Annotated in this window: 18 protein-coding genes; 14 read left to right on the forward strand and 4 right to left on the reverse strand. The window is 32.2% G+C overall.

Translation table 11 applies throughout. From position 1 onward, the window contains the following. Window positions 1-5 precede the first annotated feature (5 nt). A complete protein-coding gene (locus AXG55_RS06615) occupies window positions 6-1,247 on the forward strand; it encodes a cysteine desulfurase family protein (RefSeq protein WP_148697341.1) in 1,242 nt (413 codons plus the stop codon). Here AXG55_RS06615 and AXG55_RS06620 read toward each other — a convergent pair. Then, a complete protein-coding gene (locus AXG55_RS06620; protein WP_148697342.1) occupies window positions 1,236-2,432 on the reverse strand; it encodes a pyridoxal phosphate-dependent aminotransferase in 1,197 nt (398 codons plus the stop codon). The two genes, AXG55_RS06615 and AXG55_RS06620, sit on opposite strands and share 12 nt — an antisense overlap. Window positions 2,433-2,522: 90 nt before the next feature. On the opposite strand from AXG55_RS06620, the gene AXG55_RS06625 reads away from it, so the two are divergent. Genes AXG55_RS06625 through AXG55_RS06635 form a run of 3 tightly spaced genes read left to right on the forward strand, consistent with a single transcriptional unit; the run spans window position 2,523 to window position 4,525 of the window. Next, complete coding sequence (locus AXG55_RS06625) at window positions 2,523-3,209, forward strand: hypothetical protein (protein ID WP_148697343.1); 687 nt, start codon at window positions 2,523-2,525, stop codon at window positions 3,207-3,209. Window positions 3,210-3,225: 16 nt separating this feature from the next. Continuing rightward, on the forward strand, window positions 3,226-3,729 hold the full coding sequence (locus AXG55_RS06630) for an SCP2 sterol-binding domain-containing protein (RefSeq protein WP_148697344.1): 504 nt from the start codon (window positions 3,226-3,228) through the stop codon (window positions 3,727-3,729). Continuing rightward, the gene (locus AXG55_RS06635; protein WP_148697345.1) at window positions 3,710-4,525 is read left to right on the forward strand and encodes an SDR family NAD(P)-dependent oxidoreductase; all 816 of its coding nucleotides are present in this window, start codon (window positions 3,710-3,712) and stop codon (window positions 4,523-4,525) included. Before AXG55_RS06630 ends, AXG55_RS06635 begins: the two co-directional genes overlap by 20 nt. Window positions 4,526-4,527: 2 nt before the next feature. On the opposite strand, the gene AXG55_RS06640 is transcribed toward AXG55_RS06635, so the two are convergent. After that, on the reverse strand, window positions 4,528-4,947 hold the full coding sequence (locus AXG55_RS06640) for a hypothetical protein (protein ID WP_148697346.1): 420 nt from the start codon (window positions 4,945-4,947) through the stop codon (window positions 4,528-4,530). A 124-nt stretch (window positions 4,948-5,071) separates the two neighbouring features. On the opposite strand from AXG55_RS06640, the gene mutM reads away from it, so the two are divergent. From mutM to AXG55_RS06670, 6 genes are all read left to right on the forward strand, one after another. Further along, window positions 5,072-5,887, forward strand: a complete 816-nt coding sequence (mutM, locus tag AXG55_RS06645) for a bifunctional DNA-formamidopyrimidine glycosylase/DNA-(apurinic or apyrimidinic site) lyase (protein WP_148697347.1) — start codon at window positions 5,072-5,074, stop codon at window positions 5,885-5,887. A gap of 9 nt (window positions 5,888-5,896) precedes the next feature. Next, entirely contained in the window at window positions 5,897-7,411 is a 1,515-nt protein-coding gene (locus AXG55_RS06650; protein WP_148697348.1) for a hypothetical protein, read from the forward strand. A 120-nt stretch (window positions 7,412-7,531) separates the two neighbouring features. After that, entirely contained in the window at window positions 7,532-9,574 is a 2,043-nt protein-coding gene (locus AXG55_RS06655; RefSeq protein WP_148697349.1) for a SpoIIE family protein phosphatase, read from the forward strand. Window positions 9,575-10,130: 556 nt separating this feature from the next. Further along, window positions 10,131-11,483 (forward strand): diaminopimelate decarboxylase, encoded by a 1,353-nt coding sequence (gene lysA / locus AXG55_RS06660; protein ID WP_148697350.1) that lies wholly within the window; start codon window positions 10,131-10,133, stop codon window positions 11,481-11,483. Window positions 11,484-11,534: 51 nt separating this feature from the next. Next, window positions 11,535-12,536 carry a tyrosine-type recombinase/integrase gene (locus tag AXG55_RS06665; protein ID WP_233231429.1) on the forward strand — a complete coding sequence of 334 codons (1,002 nt, stop codon included), beginning with the start codon at window positions 11,535-11,537 and terminating at the stop codon, window positions 12,534-12,536. A 155-nt stretch (window positions 12,537-12,691) separates the two neighbouring features. Beyond that, window positions 12,692-13,690 carry a leucine-rich repeat domain-containing protein gene (locus tag AXG55_RS06670; RefSeq protein WP_148697352.1) on the forward strand — a complete coding sequence of 333 codons (999 nt, stop codon included), beginning with the start codon at window positions 12,692-12,694 and terminating at the stop codon, window positions 13,688-13,690. On the opposite strand, the gene AXG55_RS06675 is transcribed toward AXG55_RS06670, so the two are convergent. After that, window positions 13,687-15,603 (reverse strand): MutS-related protein, encoded by a 1,917-nt coding sequence (locus AXG55_RS06675; protein WP_148697353.1) that lies wholly within the window; start codon window positions 15,601-15,603, stop codon window positions 13,687-13,689. The two genes, AXG55_RS06670 and AXG55_RS06675, sit on opposite strands and share 4 nt — an antisense overlap. A 301-nt stretch (window positions 15,604-15,904) precedes the next feature. On the opposite strand from AXG55_RS06675, the gene AXG55_RS06680 reads away from it, so the two are divergent. From AXG55_RS06680 to AXG55_RS06695, 4 genes are all read left to right on the forward strand, one after another. Beyond that, entirely contained in the window at window positions 15,905-16,381 is a 477-nt protein-coding gene (locus AXG55_RS06680) for a transglycosylase SLT domain-containing protein (protein ID WP_148697354.1), read from the forward strand. Between the two features lie 96 nt (window positions 16,382-16,477). After that, window positions 16,478-16,837, forward strand: coding sequence for a hypothetical protein (locus AXG55_RS06685; protein ID WP_148697355.1), 360 nt, complete (start codon window positions 16,478-16,480; stop codon window positions 16,835-16,837). A 164-nt stretch (window positions 16,838-17,001) separates the two neighbouring features. After that, complete coding sequence (locus AXG55_RS06690; RefSeq protein WP_233231430.1) at window positions 17,002-17,850, forward strand: HDOD domain-containing protein; 849 nt, start codon at window positions 17,002-17,004, stop codon at window positions 17,848-17,850. 25 nt (window positions 17,851-17,875) lie between these two features. Next, window positions 17,876-18,679 carry a CheR family methyltransferase gene (locus AXG55_RS06695; RefSeq protein WP_233231431.1) on the forward strand — a complete coding sequence of 268 codons (804 nt, stop codon included), beginning with the start codon at window positions 17,876-17,878 and terminating at the stop codon, window positions 18,677-18,679. On the opposite strand, the gene AXG55_RS06700 is transcribed toward AXG55_RS06695, so the two are convergent. Then, entirely contained in the window at window positions 18,674-19,948 is a 1,275-nt protein-coding gene (locus AXG55_RS06700; RefSeq protein WP_233231432.1) for an NAD(P)/FAD-dependent oxidoreductase, read from the reverse strand. The genes AXG55_RS06695 and AXG55_RS06700 overlap by 6 nt on opposite strands. Window positions 19,949-19,971 lie beyond the last annotated feature (23 nt).

Below are 19,971 nucleotides of genomic sequence, written 5' to 3' on the forward strand. Positions count from 1 at the left end.
TTTTTGTGAGAACAATTTATCTCGATCATAACGCGACCAGCCCCTCTACGGACGCTCATTTAAAAGAACTTTTTACAAAGCTTGCAGGTTGCTTAGGAAATCCTTCAAGTCCCCATGCTGTGGGAAGGTCAGCTTCTGTTGCTATAACAGAAGCTCGTCGCTCTATCGCCCAAGCTTTAGGTGTAGATGTTGCCGAAATTATTTTTGTATCGGGGGCATCTGAAGCTGATAATATAGGGACAGTGGCTGTCATAAATCACAATGACATTCCATTGAATGAGCAACATGCGATTATTTCTTCTATTGAGCATCCTGCTGTTGATCAGCCCCTTGAAATTCTAAATACATATAAAAATTTAAATTTGACAAAAATTTCTGTGAACGAACAGGGCTTTGTTACCTTAATTGATGTTATTAAAAATATCACTACACAAACAACATTAATTTCTATAATGGCTGCAAATAATGAAATAGGTTCTATCCAACCTGTAAAAAAATTAGGTGATTTTTTGCATTATAAGCGCTGGGGGATTTTGTTGGATGGCGATGAAAAAGAAGAATTTGAAAAACTCAGTGAGCATTTAAATCCTAATATAACAGTTGAGAATTTACGCAAAATTCACTTTCATGTGGATGGTGTGCAGTCCTTTGGCAAACTGCCTTCAAATCAATGGCTATCAATGGGAGCGGATTCTTGCGCTATTTCTGGACATAAATTAGGAGCTCTTCAAGGAGTTGGGGTTTTATTTTTAAGACGAGGACGTAAGTTCAAACCCTTTGTTTTAGGTGGAGCTCAAGAAAAAAATAGAAGAGCGGGAACGGAAAATCTTCCAGGAATTGTCAGTTTTGGACTTGTTGCTAATAAAATAAATCAACCTGAATGGTTTCAAAATCTTGAAAAGGTAAATGATTTAAGAAAAACATTTTATCAAAAAATTGTTACTTTACCTCATGTTGAAATGAATTCTCCTTTTGAAAATGTCATTCCTAATACAATTAATTTTTCCTTAACCGGAAAAGGATTTAAGGGTGAAGATTTATTGGTTGAGTTGGATATGCAAGGGGTTTGTGCCAGTTCCGGATCGGCCTGCAGTAGTGGCGCTAATTTGCCTTCAAAAGTTATTTTAGCCTTAGGAAAATCGGCGCCATTAGCAAAAAATGCAATTCGTTTATCTTTAGCTCATGAAACAACGGAAGATGAAATAAAATATACTTTTAACTTATTAGAAAAATACTTAAAGCGTTAAAGCTTTTTCTATTTCGTCCAAAGCTTTTTTAAATTGCTGCGGTTCTATACCCATTCCCAAGCGAAATCCGCAGCCTTTATTTATTTCAGATAACTTAACATTTTTATAAAATTCTTCATTTTGAAAATCAAAAGATCCAAATTCCATACTTGATAACGGTAAAACAAAAATTTCTTTTTGAAATAATTGATTAAATAATACTTGAATGTCCTTAGACTTATTTCTGTTTTTAAATCCGAGAGAAGTGACAAGACCTCCTTCAGGAGCGCATCCATAAAGTGTCTTTGATTGATTTAAAAATTGCGTTAATATATTTTTATTTTCAAGCCATTCTTTTTTAACAAATTGAAATAAATTGCTGTTTTGATTTTTTAAAATTTCAAATGAAATCCACTCTGAAATGGGATTGACAGTATGAGTGGTATAATTTTTTTCATTTTGCATAGCATTTAAAGCCTTTTGCGAACCTACACACCAGCCAATACGCAAACCAGGAGTCCCAAAACATTTGATAAAAGAACCGGTGATAAAAGTATTCTCATTATTTTGATAAATGGTATTTCCCAGAGTTTCGGTGTCAGAAGATAAAAAACGATAATGTTCATCACCTATTAAGTTACAATTTATATCTTGAGATAATTTTGTTACTTTTGAGATAAATTCTTGAGATAAAATAAGACCAGAAGGATTGTGAGGATTATTAATAATAATACAATCGGGTTGTTGATTGCGAATGGTTTCAAGCCATTCTTCCTCATCGATAAAAGGCTGTCCAAATTCTGAATAACGAATAGGGAGGGGAATTATTTTAGCACCTAAAGAAACAGGCAGTTCATATAACAATTGAAAAGCAGGGAGAGCTAATGCTACTTTTTTGGGATTTAAATGTCTAAATAATAAAAAGAGAGCTTCACTTGTTCCTGTTGTGATGAGAACATTGTCAATATTGGCTCCTGGATGCATATTTGCAACAAGTTGTCGCAGATCGTCGCGACCGCGGTTGGGACTGTCGCATAATTTCATTTGCAAAAAGGTATCAGTGGAATTTTGTTTGCTTACTCCCGAAAGAGAAAGAAGTTCCTGGACAACTTTGGGGCGTCCCCCTGATTCACCTAAATTAAATTTTGCTTGGAATCGGAATGATTCGAGCCAATCTTCCATGAAAAAAGTTCTTAAGGCTTTCATCTTTATCCCTTCTGTATCTTGACTACTCGGTTATGCTAGCATCATTATCGATATGTGCTTTTTTATTATTTGAAACAAGGATACGCATCTGTGAAATTTAGAGTTCATTTTTTTAGACACATCAACCCTTTGTTTAAGACACTGGGGTATAGCTTTTTTTTAATTTTATGTACAGCTTGTTCAACTCTTTATTCTACAAATACTCCTCAATCTGCAATTGATGATGTAAAATATCAACCCGTGCTTGAGAAATGGAGAAAAAAAGTAAGTGCTTATAAAGATTTAGAGCTTAAATTTACAGCATCAGCAGTCTTGGTTTCTCCTGAAATGGAAGATTCTTATCGTTTAAGAATGCTAGAAATTCAAGGAAATCAAGAACAAGTAGATAGTAAAATAATTTTAAATAAAGATACCATAAGTGTTGTTGTCGACCTTTTTACAAGGTCAGAATCTTATTTAGATTTAGATGATAAACGTTTTTGGAATATAAATTTAATTATCAATGGAAAAACAATAAATCCTTTATCTGTGAATCGCTATCGTAAACCCGAACTTTTGACTCCTTACTTTCCAAAAGGAAGTGTTTGGAGTCGATTTTATGTGGTTGTCTTTAAATTACCTGTAGAAATATTGAATGGTCGTAATGCAAAAGATTTATTTGAATTAAATGAAGCAAAATCTCAAATGCCCCTTGGACAAGACAGAACTATTATTTTTTCAATGAATTCGAGTGAAGCCCAGGCTCAGTTTTCTTGGGAGCTCTCACTTATAAATTAATTGGAAAGGAATTGTTTTGGAATTAGTTCAAGAAAATAATTCAATTTTTCATCCTCAGTTAGAGGAAGATAAATTGTGGAATATTGCCGATTCATTTCGTAAATTGGTATGTTCTGAATTGAGAAATTTAGCCTCAAATGAATTGTCTTCGCTGCGTGGAGATTTTTTATTTAAAATTGATGGGGATCCCCGTTTTATAGTTATGGTTGATGAACAAGGCTCTTGGTCTGTTTGTCTCTCAAAAGATAAGGAAGGATCATTTAATTATTTAGTTGATCCAGAGTGTATATGGCCTGTAACAAAAACTCAAGTTATAAATGTAATAGATGGCTCGGCTCGTTCAACAATTTATACAGATTCAAATACATTATATAAATTATTAATAGGTACTTTAAAAGCTCACATTGCCTTTGTGACAGGTAAGGTTACAATTACAGGCGATTTAGCGGCTTTTTTGAAAATGGTATCGCTTTTAAAACAAAGTGGAGTCAAGCCTAAAAATGAAAAAAGATCTCAATGAAAATTCTAAAAAAAATTTAACAGCTCTTATCACAGGAGCTTCTAGTGGAATTGGACTTGATTTTGCGCATTTGTTTGCAAAAGATGGTTATAATTTAATATTAGTAGCAAGAAGTGGTGATAAATTAGATCATCTTGCAAAAGAACTCATTGAAAAATACAAAATTTTTTGTAAGCCTATTTCGTGCGATCTTGCAAAACCTGGTGCTGCGCAAGAACTTTTTCGAAAAACCCAATCACTGGATGTACATATTGATTTTTTAATTAACAATGCCGGATTCGGTGCTATGGGAATGTTTTATGAAATTGACACTCAAATTCAGACAAATATAATACAAGTTAATATTGCAGCTCTAACGGAACTTACTCATATTTATTTGAAACCTATGTTGGATAAAAAGTTTGGACGAATTTTAAACGTAGCTTCTACGGCAGCTTTTCAACCGGGCCCATTAATGAGTGTCTATTATGCTTCAAAAGCCTATGTTTTATCATTTAGCGCAGCGTTGGAAAATGAATTAAAAGGCACGGGAGTTAATGTCACAACTTTATGCCCGGGTCCCACCCAGTCAGGGTTTCAGTCGGTCGCTAAAATTGATGCGCATTCTAAAATTTTCAATTCGCCCTTGGTTTCCGATTCTGCTTCCGTGGCTCGTGCAGGGTATAAAGCTTTATTCGACGCTCAAAGCATTATTATTCCAGGTGTTGTGAATAAAATTGGAGTGTGTTCGGCGAAGTTTGTGCCGCGGCAATTTGCTACGCGCGTTACCCGTTGGTTGCAAGAAAAACGTTCATAGTGCTATTTTCTGAGCCTTTCCTTTTCTTCTAAGCTCAAACCAAAACGAGTGCGGGGCAGTTTCACGTCGTGAACGAGTGGCATGGGAAGGGAATCTAAGTCATTTCTCTTTTTTTGGCCAAAATCATAAATTTCAGCGGCATTTTTAGTTTTAGGAAAAGGTGCTTTTTCTTCATTTAAAAAATTATTTTTACTTGCCGTTTGTTTAGCGGGAGTGGCTGCCTGAGAATTATTCATTCCGGCAAACATAGCTTGTGTTTTTGCCCTTAATTCCAAGGTCATTTCAAATAAGTCGACCACTCTTTGTGCAATTTTCTCAATTCCATCGTCTGTTAAGATAAGGCCAAATCGACCTTCCACAGCGCTTTCTTCAATGATTTCACGAATGGCTTGACTGGTCGCAATTCTAAAGATTTGACTCATATCTTTTCCTTTGTTTTAATGATTTGTTTAGGATATTGTACCCAAATTTTGAATTTGTTTGGGTGTGCGCCAAATTCTTAAGTAAGAAATTTCTACCTTTTTTGTGTTCTGATGTGGAGTGTGTATGCCGGAGTTGCCTGAAGTACAAAATTTTGTGAATGCATTAAATAAATCATATGCGGGACTTAAAATAAAAGAAATACAGTTCCATCGTGAAAATCTACGCTATCCTTTTCAAAAAAAGGAACTTTTTAAAATATTTTCACAGGGGAATTTTTTTCAGCGCTGTTACCGTGAAGGGAAGCAGATGGTTTTAGAGACGTCTCAAGGATCCGTCCATGTGAGCCTAGGGATGAGTGGTTCTTTTAAGCCTATTCTTTCAAAATCATTAGAAAAACATCAACATGTCTCACTGTATTTTGAAAATGGGGAAGGCTTAGCTTATGTCGATCCTCGTCGATTTGGTTTTTGGATAATAAAACAAGAAATTGATTCTGAAACTTCTTCATGTGATCCCTTAAATAAAAATGAATTAGAAATCCTCTTTTTATCAGAAGAAGTCATGCAAAAAAGAGTGACTGTAAAAGATTTACTGATGGATCAAAAAATAATTGGAGGGATTGGAAATATTTATGCTGTAGAAGCTTTATTTCATGCAAAAATTTCCCCATTAAAATTATGTTACGAAGTTTCTCTGCAAAAATGGAAAGATCTGGCACAAGTTATTCCTCAAATTCTTGAGCAAGCGATTCATTTGGGTGGTTCAAGCATTTCTACTTATCGTTCTTTAAATGGCAATAAAGGCTCTTTTCAAGATGTTCATCAGGTGTACGGACGTGAATCACAAGCTTGTTTAAAAAATGATTGTAAAGGAACTATCAAACGTATTGTGCAAAAAGGGCGAAGCACTTGGTTTTGTTCTTTATGCCAAAAAAATTAAGGATTATCTATGTCTGAAGAAAGTCAGAATAATTCAAATTCGGCAACACATGCGGTCTTTTTTGCTGAAAAGATATCTCATCCTGAAAATATGCTGAAAAATATGCTGTGTTCTTTAAAGGAGAATTATCAACATGTTCAGCATGCTTTTATTGTCGCGACTTTTGAGCTCGATGAGCATTGGCTTCAAAAGAAACAAAATCTTAAGGTAACTTATCAAGTTTTATTTGATACCCATAACCGAAATTTTTATATACCCTCTTTTGTTATTCAGCCTGTTCTTTCGTTAATTATTGAAAATTGCATACAAAGTTTAGGGAGAGAAGAAAAGATACAGGAACAAGATACAAATAATTTGATACCCATAACCGTTTATTTTAATCATTTTTTGTTTAATAATATAAAAAATGATTTTGAAAAGAAAGAAAAACAAAAAGTTTGCATAAAACCTAAAGAGTTTTTCTTTTTTGAGCCTGTTTTTATTCCTAAACCTTGGGGGCAAGAAATTTGGTTTACAGGCGTAGAAAAAAGAGGGGTTTCTAAGGTATTTACACACGAAAATCCTGCTTCTTCTTTACCGCTACCATGGGTGTTTTCTTGTTATCCACAAGGTTTATTAGGGCAAGAGCATAAAGAAAAAAATTTAACTTTGGTTAAAATTTTAGATCCTATTGCAGATGAAGTTTATGGGGATCTTTATTATGAATTACATACAGAAAAAAATGAAGTCTATGTGGTTACTGATATTGCAACGGATTTTGGCAAAATTAAATTTGGTATTAATCCTGAAAAATTAAATGAATATTCCTCTAATATCAATGAATTTAAAATTCACTTTCAAAATGCCATTCACGAATATGAATCGGTAAGAAGAAAAATAGATAAAATATTCGATCAGTATCGGGAAGAAAATCAAATTCCTTTAAACGAACCTATTGCTTCCGAACAAATTAAAGCCTGGAGTGCTCGACTACCAGAAAATTTAATTTTAGAAGAAAAAGAAAAACGAGTATTAATGGATTCCTTTGCAGGTTATATTCATTTAACAATTGGTGATGTTATTCGTGTTCCTACCTTAGTACCACATGCTCTGCAACATGGAGTTAAAGTCATTGAATTTCAAACTCCCACTTACGAACGTATGATTATCAGTTTTGCCCAAAAAGTTTTAACACAACCTTACTGGGACACAGCAAAAGCTTTTGATAAAATGAAAATTTTACCGCCACAAAAAACCACATTAGAAATACTTGTTGAAAATGAAGATTATTGTGAAGAAAGAGTCTGTTCCTTTCAAGAATTTCAATCCTCACGTTTTAAATTAAAGTCTCAAAAGACAGTAATGTTAAAACCCAGTCTGAGCTATAGATTGCTTTTTCATGTTCATGGAAATTTGCACTTAAGCACTCAAGAAACTGAAAAAATCGAAGTTTTGACAGGACGCTGTATTTTTTTACCGCCACATAATAACTATTTTTTGACTTCAAAAACAGAAGTAACCTTTTTGATTTGCACTCCAAACTAATTTAAATTGTGAAAAAACCAATGATGTTAAGTGCTAAAATATAAATCCGATAAGAAAGGATAAATTTAGGGTATAAAATCTGAAAATTGAACTTATAAGTTTTCAGATTTTGGGGGTTACATGAAACTTGCTCCTAAAATCATTATTTTACTACTTGCCGCCACTTTTGGTGTGATGTCATTATATAGTTTTTATCAAATCAATCGTGCTGCAAAATCGTTTAATACGGATGCAGAAGCGAATCACATTTTACTTCTTTCAAATTCATTAGGCTTTTTATCTAAATCACTGTGGGAATTGGATAAGGATATTTCTATCCGTGGTATGAAGCCTTTATTTGAAGCGGGAACAATTCGAAAAATTCAAATGTATGATGCAGATGGAAATTTCTTTTCAGGTATTGACATTAAAAAATCAGCGGAGAATAAAGTAGAAATTGTTGAACAGGATTCTTCCACAACTGATAAAAGTGTTAATTTAAAATATCTTTTATCACAAAAAAAGCCATTTGATTTGACACCTTCAAAAATGATTTCTGTAATGATAAATAAGAGTGATATTTATCATGAACTTGTCGGTTCATTATGGTGGAAAGAAACTGAATTCTCAGAATCTAAATTTTTAGGTTATGTTATTTTAGATTTCTCAACAGAATATATTGCCAATAGATTGTGGGAACAAAAAATTACGTTTATTTTATTTACGATTGGTCTAAGCTTTTCTATCATTATTCTTTGTTATATATTTTTAGAGGCTCAAGTTATTTCCCCTATTAGAAAATTAGTAGAGGCCAGTTTGGATATTGCATCGGGTAAATTTTCAAGGGTGCAACTTGGTAAAGGTAACGATGAACTCGATAAACTCTCTAAAAACTTTAATTACATGGTTGATAAAATAGAGCATAGCTTGAATTTAATCAGAGGACTATCTGAAGCATCACAAGTCATAGTTAAAAGTCGTAGTATAAAAGAATCTGTTGAAATATATGAAAGATATTTAATAAGTTTAGCTGATGCAATCAAAATAGAAGTCTGGTTAAATGTTGAAAATGAGGCTCTAGATGATTTTAAATCTGTTATAAGATTGTCCGATTCTCTTGAAAAATCAAGGCATGAACCTATTCTTGAAAAAATATTATCATCTAAAGAAGTTGCTTTAGAATCAAGTAATGCAAATTTAGCAAATGAGTCAACGAATTATAATGTGATAATTGTACCTTTATTAAATTCTAAAAATATATTTATGGGTGCCGTTGAATGCTATTATAATAAATCACTTCATAGACTCGATGAAGAAAAAAGCAGAGTCATAAAATCATTATCGACATCATTTGTTACAGCAATCGAAAATGAATGGCATATTCTTCGAGAAAAGAATAGAGCAAATTTGGAAAGAGATATAGAACTTGCAAGTGCAGTACAAGATTCCATTATTTCAAAAAATATTCCTGTATCCTCATTATATAAATATTCCACATTTTTTAAGACAGCGAGCCAATGTGGTGGAGATTGGTTTGGGGTCTATCAAATTGCAGAGGGAAAAATTTTAGTCTTATTTGGTGATGTGACCGGGCATGGCACTCCTGCAGCATTAATCACCGCTGTGACACGCGGTGCTTCAGATATGTTAATGCAATGTGTTCAAATGGGTGCAGTTCAGGCAAATTCTGATTTGCCTGCAAAAGTTTTAAAATCTTTAAATGAATGTATTCTTGATACAGGTCGACAAACATATTTAATGACAATGGTAGCAACTTTAATTGATTTTAAATCGCAAAAAATTTATTCCTCATCAGCCGGGCATACGCCTCCTGCGATCATTTCCTTTAAAGGCAGCAAGCACGAAGTAAAATATATTTATCCTGCTACGGGCGCGCGTTTAGGTTTTGCTAAAGAAACAACTTATGAAAGTAAGGAATTTGATTTCCAACCAGGACAGCAAATTGTCTTTTATACCGACGGTATTATTGAGGGAGAATCGCCAAGCAATCGTGAATACGGACTAAAAAACTTTAAAAAATCAATGGAAACGCATGCTTATCAAGATCCTGAGGAATTTGTAAAAAACGTAACTGATGATGCCTATTCATATTTTGCAGGCGTTCCACAGAAAGACGATATCGCCCTTTTAGTGATTCGCTTTTTAGATGATCATAATAATTAAATATCTACAGATAATTTAATAAATTAATTTGTGTTTTTAATATTTTTTTTATTCAAATGGGGCGCTGTTTTTAGATAATTACCAATTAATAATTCTTGATATATAAAAATTAATATTAAAATGTAATTTTTTAAGACATTTCATTAAATTTTAAATTCTAATATTTTTCAATAAATTAATGATCAATGATAAATGACCAATATTTTCTTAGTTTTCTATAATTTAGATATTTATAATTTTATTGAATTTTCAAATGTCTTTTTTTTGGACAAGGGCACCTTTTATTGTGATCAAAAAAAGCATGAGTCATATTTATACATAATTCATGGGCTTCTTATTTCTATTTTGTCCTACCTAGCATTGTCTTACTTGAATCTTGCCTCAGTTTTTTCAATACTTCCTACCGCAAAAATAGAAGCTCATAAATTTTTTTGTAATTCCAAATCAAGGAAACAGATTCCTGCGCTGGACTTCACCTATTGGCAGCTGATACAAAAGAATTGTAGGCGCCCAATTGTTAGGGCAGTTTGAATCATTTTGAGATAAGGCCTGAAAAATGCGTCCTTTTATTGATTTAAGTCCCTTAGAAAAGCGAACGAATGGCAACGGTCTTGTTATTGATTCTGTTTCGTTAGAAAAAATTTTATCATTAAATCGATCGCCTGTTTATGTAACAAGCTTAAATGCTGTCGCAGAAAGGGTGAAGCAATACAAAAAATCATTAAATTATTTTTTTAGAAATAATGAGGTTTTTTATGCAATGAAGGCAAACTTTTCCTCTCCTATTTTAGAGGAAATTAAAAACTCTGGAGCAGGAATTGATATTGTATCTATTGGTGAATGGAGAGCTGCCGTGCAAGCCGGTTTTGCTCCCGAAAAAATATGTTTTGCCGGAGTTGGTAAAAAAGAAGAAGAATGGAAGGAGGCTATAACGGGTGGTTTGGGTTATTTAAGTGTTGAACACTTAAGCGAATTAAGTGACATTTTATACTATCTTGGAGAAGAAAAAGCAAAATTAAAGAAGCATCCTAAAATTTCTTTAAGATTAAATCCTTCCATTGAAGTTGACACACACCCGCATTTAAAAACAGGGGCATTAAATTCAAAATTTGGAATTTTATTTGAGCATTTTGAAAAATGGCTTTTGAATAAAAAAGATACATTTAAAAATAAAAAAGACTATTTAAGTTGGATTTCACCATTAAAAGGTTTGCATGTTCATGTGGGATCACAGCTTACTGAAAATTCTATTTTTCCTTTGTTAGTAAAAAAACTATTGGATTGTACCCAATTTATGTACACGCATGATATTGCCATTCATCATATTGATTTTGGTGGTGGTTTAGGTGTGCCTGTAAATGGTGTTTCTTTTGATGGAGAAGATATTGAAAAGCATCTTCATTTTTTATTATCTACATTTGTAAACTCAGCAAGAAACTATGCGCAACTCATGCAGTTATGGCAAGAAGATTTTTCAAAGTTATTTGTAAGTGTTGAGCCTGGTCGTAGTATTGTTGCAAGTTCCACAATTTTTTTAACCAAGGTTTTATTTGAAAAGAAAAATTCGGAAGAAAATTTATTTTGCTATGTTGATGGTGCGATGAATGATTTTCCAAGACCAAGTCTTTATGGTGCTATTCATCATTCTGAAATTGTTAATTTTAAAAATAAATCAAGTATAGAAAAGCAATTATCACATGGATTATTGAAATGGAAAATTGTAGGTCCCGTTTGTGAAAGTGGAGATTTTTTATCAAAAGAATCTTTACTTCCACAAATTCAGAAAGGTGATGTTATCGCCTTTTTTGAAGCTGGGGCTTATTGTCGTTCTATGGCAAGTCAATATAATTTAAGACCTCTTCCAAGTGAAATTTTTGTAAAAAATGGAAATATAATTAAAGTTATTTAATCAAGAATGATTTAAAGTTGACTTAATAATTGCTTTATGAAAGTTGCAAGGATGCAAAATGATAATGTAATTAGTGTAGTAATTGATAGAACTACACTATTAAAAAAAGAAGAATATATTGGACAAGACGTTATTGAAGCTATGCATTGGTTTATCCAATCATATCAAAGTGAAAATACGAAACAATCCTACACGAGAGATTTAGAAGAATTTTTTTTATTTTCATTTAAAATTCTTAAAGTAAAAATTACCACGTTAAAATTAGTTACAGAAAGACTTGTAATAATATGGAAGGAAAGTTTATCCGATTTTTCTTTAGCATCCGTTGCAAGAAAATTGTCAGCCCTTTCTTCTTTTTTAAATTTTTCAAGAAAAAGAGGATTAATTGAGTTTAATGTTTTAGAGTTAATCAAAAAGCCAAAATTGGATAAACGTGGAAAAACAAATATTTTAAATGAGGAAGAGGTTTATAAATTATTGGAATTTGCTAAAAAGCAATATCAAATTTCAAGATCAAAGCAGAGTCGTTGCTATTGTATTTGGAAATTGCGTTATACTGTCATGCATACACTCTTTACAGTTGGTATGAGAGCAGAAGAGCTTTGCGAATTAAAAATTAATGGTCTTGAAAATGTGGGTCAATTTTGGCGACTGCATTTGGTTACCAAGGGAAATCTCACTCACTCGCCTATTATTCATCAGCAAACAGCCCAAGTTTTGCTTGAATATAAAAATGAATTTAGAACAGATGCAAAGCCAAACGATTATTTTTTCATTCGTACTCAAATGTCCAAAAATTTAACAAAACTCAACCGCACCTCCATTTTTGACATGATTAAAATTTCAGTTAGAGAGTCTGGAGTTTTTAAAGATATAAGTCCACATAGTTTTCGAGCAACACTTGCTACGCTTCTTCATTCACAGGGAGTTCCTATTTTACAAATTCAAAGATTGCTAAATCATAAGCTAACAACTACTACTTCAATTTATATTAAAAAATCTACAGAACTTTCGGAATCAGCAACACAAAAAATTGATTTCTTAAATTCATAAATCTTCAAAATTCATATTTTTTAGATATTCTTTAAAATATAAACATTTTTTAGCGGGTCTGGTGTCAAATTTAAAGACAAATGACCCCTTAATTGAAAATGAATATAGGTTGACATATACAGGTAATGGGTAATTAAACTGTGTAGGGATGAGCTATGTTTAATAATGTAAAAAATACAAATAGTAAATCCAAAATTTTTTTTAAACAGTTTTATTTTTATTTGATTATTTTAGGAACTTCTCTAAATTCATATGCAGAGGAAATAAAGCTAAATATTTTTTTTACAGATGATCGTATCCTTCTAGAAAAAGAAAACTCTCTTGTTTCTTCCCCTTATCGCATTCAAGTCGAAAATTTATCACGTATAGAAAATATTCAGGGAGCTTCGCTTTGCCGTGTCATGTTTTCAATGCATCAAAACACCTTAGTTATTAAAGATCCTAGGGAAAAATTTAAATCTTATATGGAATGCACTTTGTTTTTAGCAAATCAAGATAATTCAAATAAAAAAACATACCGAATTGGCATGAACAGAACTTTTTTGTCTTGGTGTCAAATGCGTAAGTCTGCGGATAATGGGGTTCAAAAAACCGTTGATGCTGTTATGAATATTGTTCAAGCTACAGATTGCAAAGATTCATCCATAAAAGAAAGTTTATTTAATGCTCGTATGATGAATTTAGCAGGTCAGGATATTGACGACCTCTCACCTATTGGTAGTTTGATTCAATTGCGTGCCCTATGGTTGGATAACAATGAAGTTTCTGACTTAAAGCCACTTTCTTCATTAAAAAATTTAATTGTTTTAAGTCTATCTAATAACCATATTTCAGACATTCAAATTTTACAGGCATTTAAAAATCTACAATGGCTATTTTTAAGTGCGAATTCTATTGAAAAAATAGATAGCCTTACAAGACTTGATAAAATTAAAGTTTTGTCAATTAAGAACAATAATATTGAAAGTATTAAACCACTCTTTCAATTTAATTCTAAAACATTAATTTTAGCAAATGGAAATCCATTTCAAAAAGATGCTTGTAAAGATTTTAATTCGCATAAAATAGGTCAAAGTCCTTTTATATGGCTTGAAAAATTATGCTCTAACGAAGTTAAAAAGAAAATCACAAAAATAGATGATTCTTCTATTTAAGGAATGGGTAAACCTTCTTGTTTCATAATGAATAAAGCATTTGTTGTGGGGCAAGCTCCTTCTTTAATGAGATAATCAAATACAAGTTTATTATCTTCGACATGCTCTCTAAAATGCATATTTACCATTCTTTTGTCCTCCTCATGTATTTGAGCTAGGGCGAGATCATGTGTGGATATAAATCCAAAGGAATTTTTTTCAAATAATTTATGAATAATATGATAGCTTCCTGTAAAGCGTTCTTTATTATTAGTTCCTCTAAATATTTCATCTATTAAGAAAATACCTGGCACAGAATGCAGTTCATTTAAAGAGTCTAAAATATATTTTAATCTTTTGACTTCGGCATAAAAATAACTTGTGCCTTCTTCCAAAGAGTCGTCTATGCGAATGGCGCAAAGCAATCGGCTAGGTTGGATTATAAATTTTTCTGCACAAACCGGTGCTCCCATATTTGAAAGTAAAATATTTGTTCCCAGTGTTCTTAAAAATGTACTTTTTCCAGCCATATTGCTGCCTGTTAATAGCACGACAGGAGATGATTTCATTAATTTAATGGAATTACAAATTCGATTTTCTTCTGCAATTAAGGGATGTCCTAAGTTATGGAATTCCATAAAAAGAGGACTTGTGTTTGCTCGTTCTTCTTGAGTTATAAAACGGCTTGTGGGATTTTCATTATGGAAGCGAGCAAAACTCGCAAGTAAATCAAATTCATAAAGGTCATTTTCCCATTCAGGTAGATTTTTTTGTACTGATTTTAATTTAAATTGAAGAATAAAACATATAACAGCATCAAATGGAAAAACAAGATGTAACGTTATCCAAAAAATAGGGTTTCCTCTTAAAGAAATTAAATTGATTAAAAAATTTAAAGAATTAATATTTTTAATTGCTGATTTTTCTAAAAATGAAAAGTGAAAGGAATTCGTTTTTCCATTTTTAATCTTAAGTGATTTAATTACTTCTTCAATCATTTTTGTGGAATGTGCAACTTTTGCTGCCATTTCTGTAATAGAGTTAAAAATAAAGGCACCTAAAAATATAAAAAGTGCATATAAAAATAGGGGTTGTATTAAAAACTCTGATTGTGAAGTATTTATAAATTTTAACATAGCAGGAAGTAAAATAAGAATCCATGCCATGATGCTTATAATGCAAAAAATATTTTGTATGTAAAAAAATGCTCTATCTTTATTATTTAATTTTTCCTTAGAATGTGAAACTATTTCTTTTTGTGACTCTTCAAATTGAATTTTTTCTTTTTGTTTATAAAATTTAGAAATAAAGTTTTCATCGAGACGAAGTGCTTCAAATTTCCGAATTAAATGAGAGCTTTTACTTATTAATTTCGCTTTTGCAGAGCGAACTTCAATTGTTTTTGATGGGGAGGGATTTATCCCAGCTTCCATAAATAACTGAAATAATTTTTCAGATCCTACTTGAGTTGAACACGTATTAAATAAAGAAAAAAGCTGGGTGTGAACGTCTAAATCTGATGAATAGATATGTCCTTTTGGCACTTCGATGATATCATCGTGCCAAGGAGATATATTTTCTTCAATCATTTCAAAATTTCTATTTATTCTTGCTAAGGATAGTTCATAGCTGAGAGTAAATGATCTCCATTTGCGGAGTTTCATTTGAATATATCCATGAATCCATGAAGTTATTAAGCAATAAATCAAAAATAAAAATATTAAAATAAAGTTATTTAATTGATTTTGCTTCGAAAAGAGTCCGACAATAAAGGCTAAAAATGCAATTGTGCTTATGAGTCTAAAGAGTGCAAAGCGATTGTCTCGGATTTTTAATTTATTTTCAAAATAATGAGCTTTCTCTTTGGCATTTTTAAGCTGATGAATTAAAGTATTGCATTTATTTGTTGATTTATTATTGTCATAATTAAGCATTATAGATGATCTCACTCAAATGGATTTGGCAATGGCTTACAGCCTTGGGGAAAAATCTAGCATAATTGCTTTTAGAATGACAAGAATTCAGTTTTTTATAAAAAATGTATAAAATTTATACACTTTATGGTTTAGTGTTTACTTTTTATGCACATATGGTTTCCTGAAATAGTTTCTTAGCTATTATTCCAGTGAGTTAGTTGTGGCACAAATCTTGCTCTATCTGTATATATGCTTAATTATTAAGCATATATATATTTCTTAAGTTAACAACAACTTAACAAGATAAAAGGATATACAAGTGAAATTGATTTCAGCTCTTATGTCGATCATTCTTACTTTTGGTGCCTTTGGTGCTCCACAAGTAAGAAAGATTAAATCGAAGTCAAATAACCGTCAAATGACGCGTGAACAGGTGGCTCTTACCCTTGAAAAAGCGGGTTTTCCAAAAGAAATGGTGCCGGTTGTAACGTGTTTAGCGGAGTTTGAATCCAACTTTATACCGACAGCTATAAATAGCCACAACACAAATAATACAAAAGACCATGGATTATTGCAGATCAATGATATTTGGATGGAAGACTGTCGTTTAAATGAAACGGATTTAGCAAACCCTTTAAAAAATGCGCGTTGTGCATATAAAATATATCAAAAACAAGGCTTAACAGCTTGGGTTACATATAAAAAGTTTAAAAGAACTTGTTTGGCTTATCAAATACCAAATTATAATACAAAAAATTTAGCTGAAATTATAATAAAAAACAATCAGTTAATGTAACAACATATAATTCATATTAAAAATAATGCCCTTATCTAAAAAAATGTGTATTCTAAAAGGAGTTTGGAATACACATTTTTTTGAGGTGATCATGTTATGAAACGAAATATTGCTTCCTGGATTGCCGCAGTTTTAAGTTTTATTTCCTTAGTCATGGGTGCTGTTAAGCTGATTCCTCATTTTAATAAGTCTGGAAATCCCGATCAGACGTGGATTATTTTTATAGCCACCGCTTTTCCTTTAATGATTTTTGTTTATGCCCTTGCAGGAACCGATGAAAATGCGAAAAGTGTAGCTCCCAATAGTTATGGACTTGTTTTAACAATTCCAGCAATTATTGCCTCCCTGTATTTAGGGGCTTGGATTGAAGTGATTTGCTTAACCTTAGTCTTTGTTTTAATTCTTCAGCAATTATTTAGTGATAGCAATGAAAACAAAGAAGGTAAAAAACATTAATTAAGGGCACTTTTTTAGCATAAATAAAACACGATATATTTTGCCCACCAATTTTTAAATTAAACCATTAAAAATTGACATTATTATAAAGGTAAAAAAAAAGACGATAATATCATTGCTGTAAAAGTATGAAAAATTATAAATTTTTTGGAAAGCCTTTTATTATGAAAATGTTTCTTCCTGAAGGATTTAAACTTCCAGCAATGCCCCAAGTGGCAAGAGAGTGTCTTGTCTATCTTTATAATCCCAATGCCGATTCGGGAGCTTTAGCAAAGTCTCTTTCTAGGGATATTGGGATTTCTGCAAGCATTTTAAAACTGGGTAATTCGGGTCTTTTTTTACTTGGCAAAGGGACTCCTACCAGCGATTTAAAAACAGCAATATTTAGGATTGGCCATGATAATTTAAGACAACTTATGATCTTGCATGCTCTTGAAAACACGTTTGTTTTTAAAGATTCTTTGACTTTTGATTTTAATAGTTTCACAAGGCATTGTTCCTTTGTCAGTCTTCTTTGCGCGGAATTTGCAAAAAGAGTGGCGCCTGACTCTGTGGCAGATATTCAAATGGCAGGGCTCATGCATGACTTAGGAATTGCCATTATGGCCAGTCTTTTTAATGAAAACTTTACTCAAATGGCTAAGTATTGTCTTGAAAATAAAGTTGATTTTGCCACTGCAGAAATTCAATTAGGACTTGAGCCTCATAGTAAATTGGGTTGTCGTGCTTTAGAAACCTGGGAAATACCAGAGCGTGTAAAACAGCTGATTGCCTTGCATGACACAAAAAAATTAGAAGGTAGAGATACGGCTTCTGTGGAAGTCAATAAACTTGTAGATATCCTGATACTATCTGATACTTTAGCGCATAGTTATGGCTTTGGCTTTAAAGAATATAAACGTGATACCAGAATTGAATTGTCATTGCTAAAGAGAATTGAGCTAACAGCCGATGTGGTCAAAGAAGTTGTAAAAAATGCTTTAGAAACGGAATCTGCAATGCAACCTTCGTAAGATTGTTGTAGAGGGAATGGTAGCTATGCCAATAGATAATTTCAATCCAGAAGACAGAGAAAAAATTTATGCCATGGCAGAAAATATGACAGGCAACTGTCAACAAGGAAGCTATCGAAGAGAAATTATTATTTCAAATGTCTTACGAAGAGTTCAGGTAAAAAAATCTGCTACTTTAGATGCCTATTTACAATCAGCTATTGCCGATGACCAAGAATTTGCACAATTATTAAGTGCTTTTACCATTCATACAACAGAATGGTTTAGAGAAATGCCTCACTATAAAAAATTTGAGGCCTTATTAGCAGAACGTTTTAAAGGAACAAAAAAATTTAGAATGCACTCTGGGGGATGCTCCACAGGTGAAGAAGTTTATTCCTTTGGCTTAGTTCTTGAGGCATTTAGAACTCAACATCCTGGTTTTGATTATGAATATAAATCTTTTGATATTGATCCCGTATCGGTCGAAATGGCCAAAAAAGGTCTTTATCCTATGAAAGATTTCATTAAAATTGCGCCAAATTATCAAAATCATCTTAAAAAAATGGATAAAGAAGACTCCTTTACGCCAGATCAAAATATTAAAACGAGATGTCAATTTTATACAGATAATTTAATAAAGTTACAAAATATGTCGCCAACATATGAAACAATAGTTTGCCGTAACGTGTTAATTTATTTTACTCCCGATAAAGTAAAAGAAATTATTGCAAAACTTGTTATGCGTCTTGTTAAAGGTGGTATTCTAATTATTGGCCATAGTGATAGCTTAGACGCTAAATCATTTAATTTAAAGACCTTAGGAAATTCCATGTTTGAAAAATTATGAATCATTATTCTTCCAATTTTGATTTGTAATTAAACGAGCTCCTCTTCCAAATGTAATATAAGACCAAGTCCATTGGCAAAAAACAAAGAACTTATTTCTAAAACCAATTAAATATAAAATATGCACGACTAGCCAGCACAGCCAAGCGATTTTTCCACTTAATTTAATTCCTGAAAACTCCGTTATAGCACGACCTCTTCCAATGGTTGCCATTTGTCCTTTATCAAAATATTCAAAAGGAGAGGGTGATTTTCCATTTACAATTTGAATGATATTTTTAGCAGTATGAATGCCTTGTTGAATAGCGACAGGTGCTAAACCTGGTAAGGGTAAATTATTTTTTCCTTTGGCATGAGCTTGATCTCCTAAAACAAAAACATTTTTATAGTTTTTAAGGTTTAAATAATTGTCAACTAAGACTCTTCCTAATTGATCTAATTCTGTTCCTAAGAGTTTTCCCGTTTCGGATGGTTGAACTCCAGCCGCCCAAATCACTGTTGCTGCAGGAATAAGTTTTCCATTTAACCAAACACCTTCTTGCGTGATATTTTCAACTCGGGAATTTAAGAGAACAGTAGCTCCTATTTTATTTAGATCTGCTAAAGCCTTCGCGGTAAGCGAGTCGGAAAAATTTGCCAATACTTTTTTTCCTGCTTCAATTAAATAGATTTTTGTTTTTTTAGGATCGATATTTTTAAATTCATTATTCAAAGTAAAATAAGCAATTTCACAAAGAGAGCCTGTTATTTCAACCCCCGTAGGACCTCCTCCCACAACAATAAAAGTAAGGTAACTATTAATTTTTTGTGGATCATTTTCTCTTTCTGCTAATTCAAATGCGGTAAGGACTCTTCTTCTTATTTCTGTTGCTTGCTCAATTGTTTTCATGCCTGGAGCAAAATTTTCCCATTCATTTTTTCCAAAATAACTATGGGATGCGCCACAAGCAAGAATTAAATAATCATATTCATATTGTTTAAATTCAGTTTGAACAATTTGATTGGAAAGATTGATATTAGTAACTTTACCAAATACGGTATCAATATTTTTATATTTAACTAATATAGACCTGACAGGTGATGAAATCTCAGCAGGACTCAAACCTGCCATGGCAACTTGATATAATAAGGGTTGAAAAAGATGATAATTTTTTTTATCAATAATTGTGACCCTGATGCCACTCTTATTTCCTAATTTTTTTGCAGCATTTATTCCTGCAAAACCAGCACCGACAATGACGACATGTGCTGAAGTCATATGACTGTTCATTTTAAACCTCATTTCTGTATCAA

Source organism: Silvanigrella aquatica (assembly GCF_001907975.1).
Classification (GTDB): Bacteria; Bdellovibrionota_B; Oligoflexia; order Silvanigrellales; family Silvanigrellaceae; genus Silvanigrella; species Silvanigrella aquatica.

What these genes read in the sequence shown, in the direction of transcription:
- AXG55_RS06620 (WP_148697342.1), bottom strand. Translation starts at nt 2,432, where the DNA reads ATGAAAGCCTTAAGAACTTTTTTCATGGAAGATTGGCTCGAATCATTC.
- AXG55_RS06635 (WP_148697345.1), top strand. Translation starts at nt 3,710, where the DNA reads ATGAAAAAAGATCTCAATGAAAATTCTAAAAAAAATTTAACAGCTCTT.
- AXG55_RS06640 (WP_148697346.1), bottom strand. Translation starts at nt 4,947, where the DNA reads ATGAGTCAAATCTTTAGAATTGCGACCAGTCAAGCCATTCGTGAAATC.
- mutM (WP_148697347.1), top strand. Translation starts at nt 5,072, where the DNA reads ATGCCGGAGTTGCCTGAAGTACAAAATTTTGTGAATGCATTAAATAAA.
- AXG55_RS06650 (WP_148697348.1), top strand. Translation starts at nt 5,897, where the DNA reads ATGTCTGAAGAAAGTCAGAATAATTCAAATTCGGCAACACATGCGGTC.
- AXG55_RS06655 (WP_148697349.1), top strand. Translation starts at nt 7,532, where the DNA reads ATGAAACTTGCTCCTAAAATCATTATTTTACTACTTGCCGCCACTTTT.
- lysA (WP_148697350.1), top strand. Translation starts at nt 10,131, where the DNA reads ATGCGTCCTTTTATTGATTTAAGTCCCTTAGAAAAGCGAACGAATGGC.
- AXG55_RS06665 (WP_233231429.1), top strand. Translation starts at nt 11,535, where the DNA reads ATGCAAAATGATAATGTAATTAGTGTAGTAATTGATAGAACTACACTA.
- AXG55_RS06670 (WP_148697352.1), top strand. Translation starts at nt 12,692, where the DNA reads ATGTTTAATAATGTAAAAAATACAAATAGTAAATCCAAAATTTTTTTT.
- AXG55_RS06675 (WP_148697353.1), bottom strand. Translation starts at nt 15,603, where the DNA reads ATGCTTAATTATGACAATAATAAATCAACAAATAAATGCAATACTTTA.
- AXG55_RS06685 (WP_148697355.1), top strand. Translation starts at nt 16,478, where the DNA reads ATGAAACGAAATATTGCTTCCTGGATTGCCGCAGTTTTAAGTTTTATT.
- AXG55_RS06690 (WP_233231430.1), top strand. Translation starts at nt 17,002, where the DNA reads ATGAAAATGTTTCTTCCTGAAGGATTTAAACTTCCAGCAATGCCCCAA.
- AXG55_RS06695 (WP_233231431.1), top strand. Translation starts at nt 17,876, where the DNA reads ATGCCAATAGATAATTTCAATCCAGAAGACAGAGAAAAAATTTATGCC.
- AXG55_RS06700 (WP_233231432.1), bottom strand. Translation starts at nt 19,948, where the DNA reads ATGAACAGTCATATGACTTCAGCACATGTCGTCATTGTCGGTGCTGGT.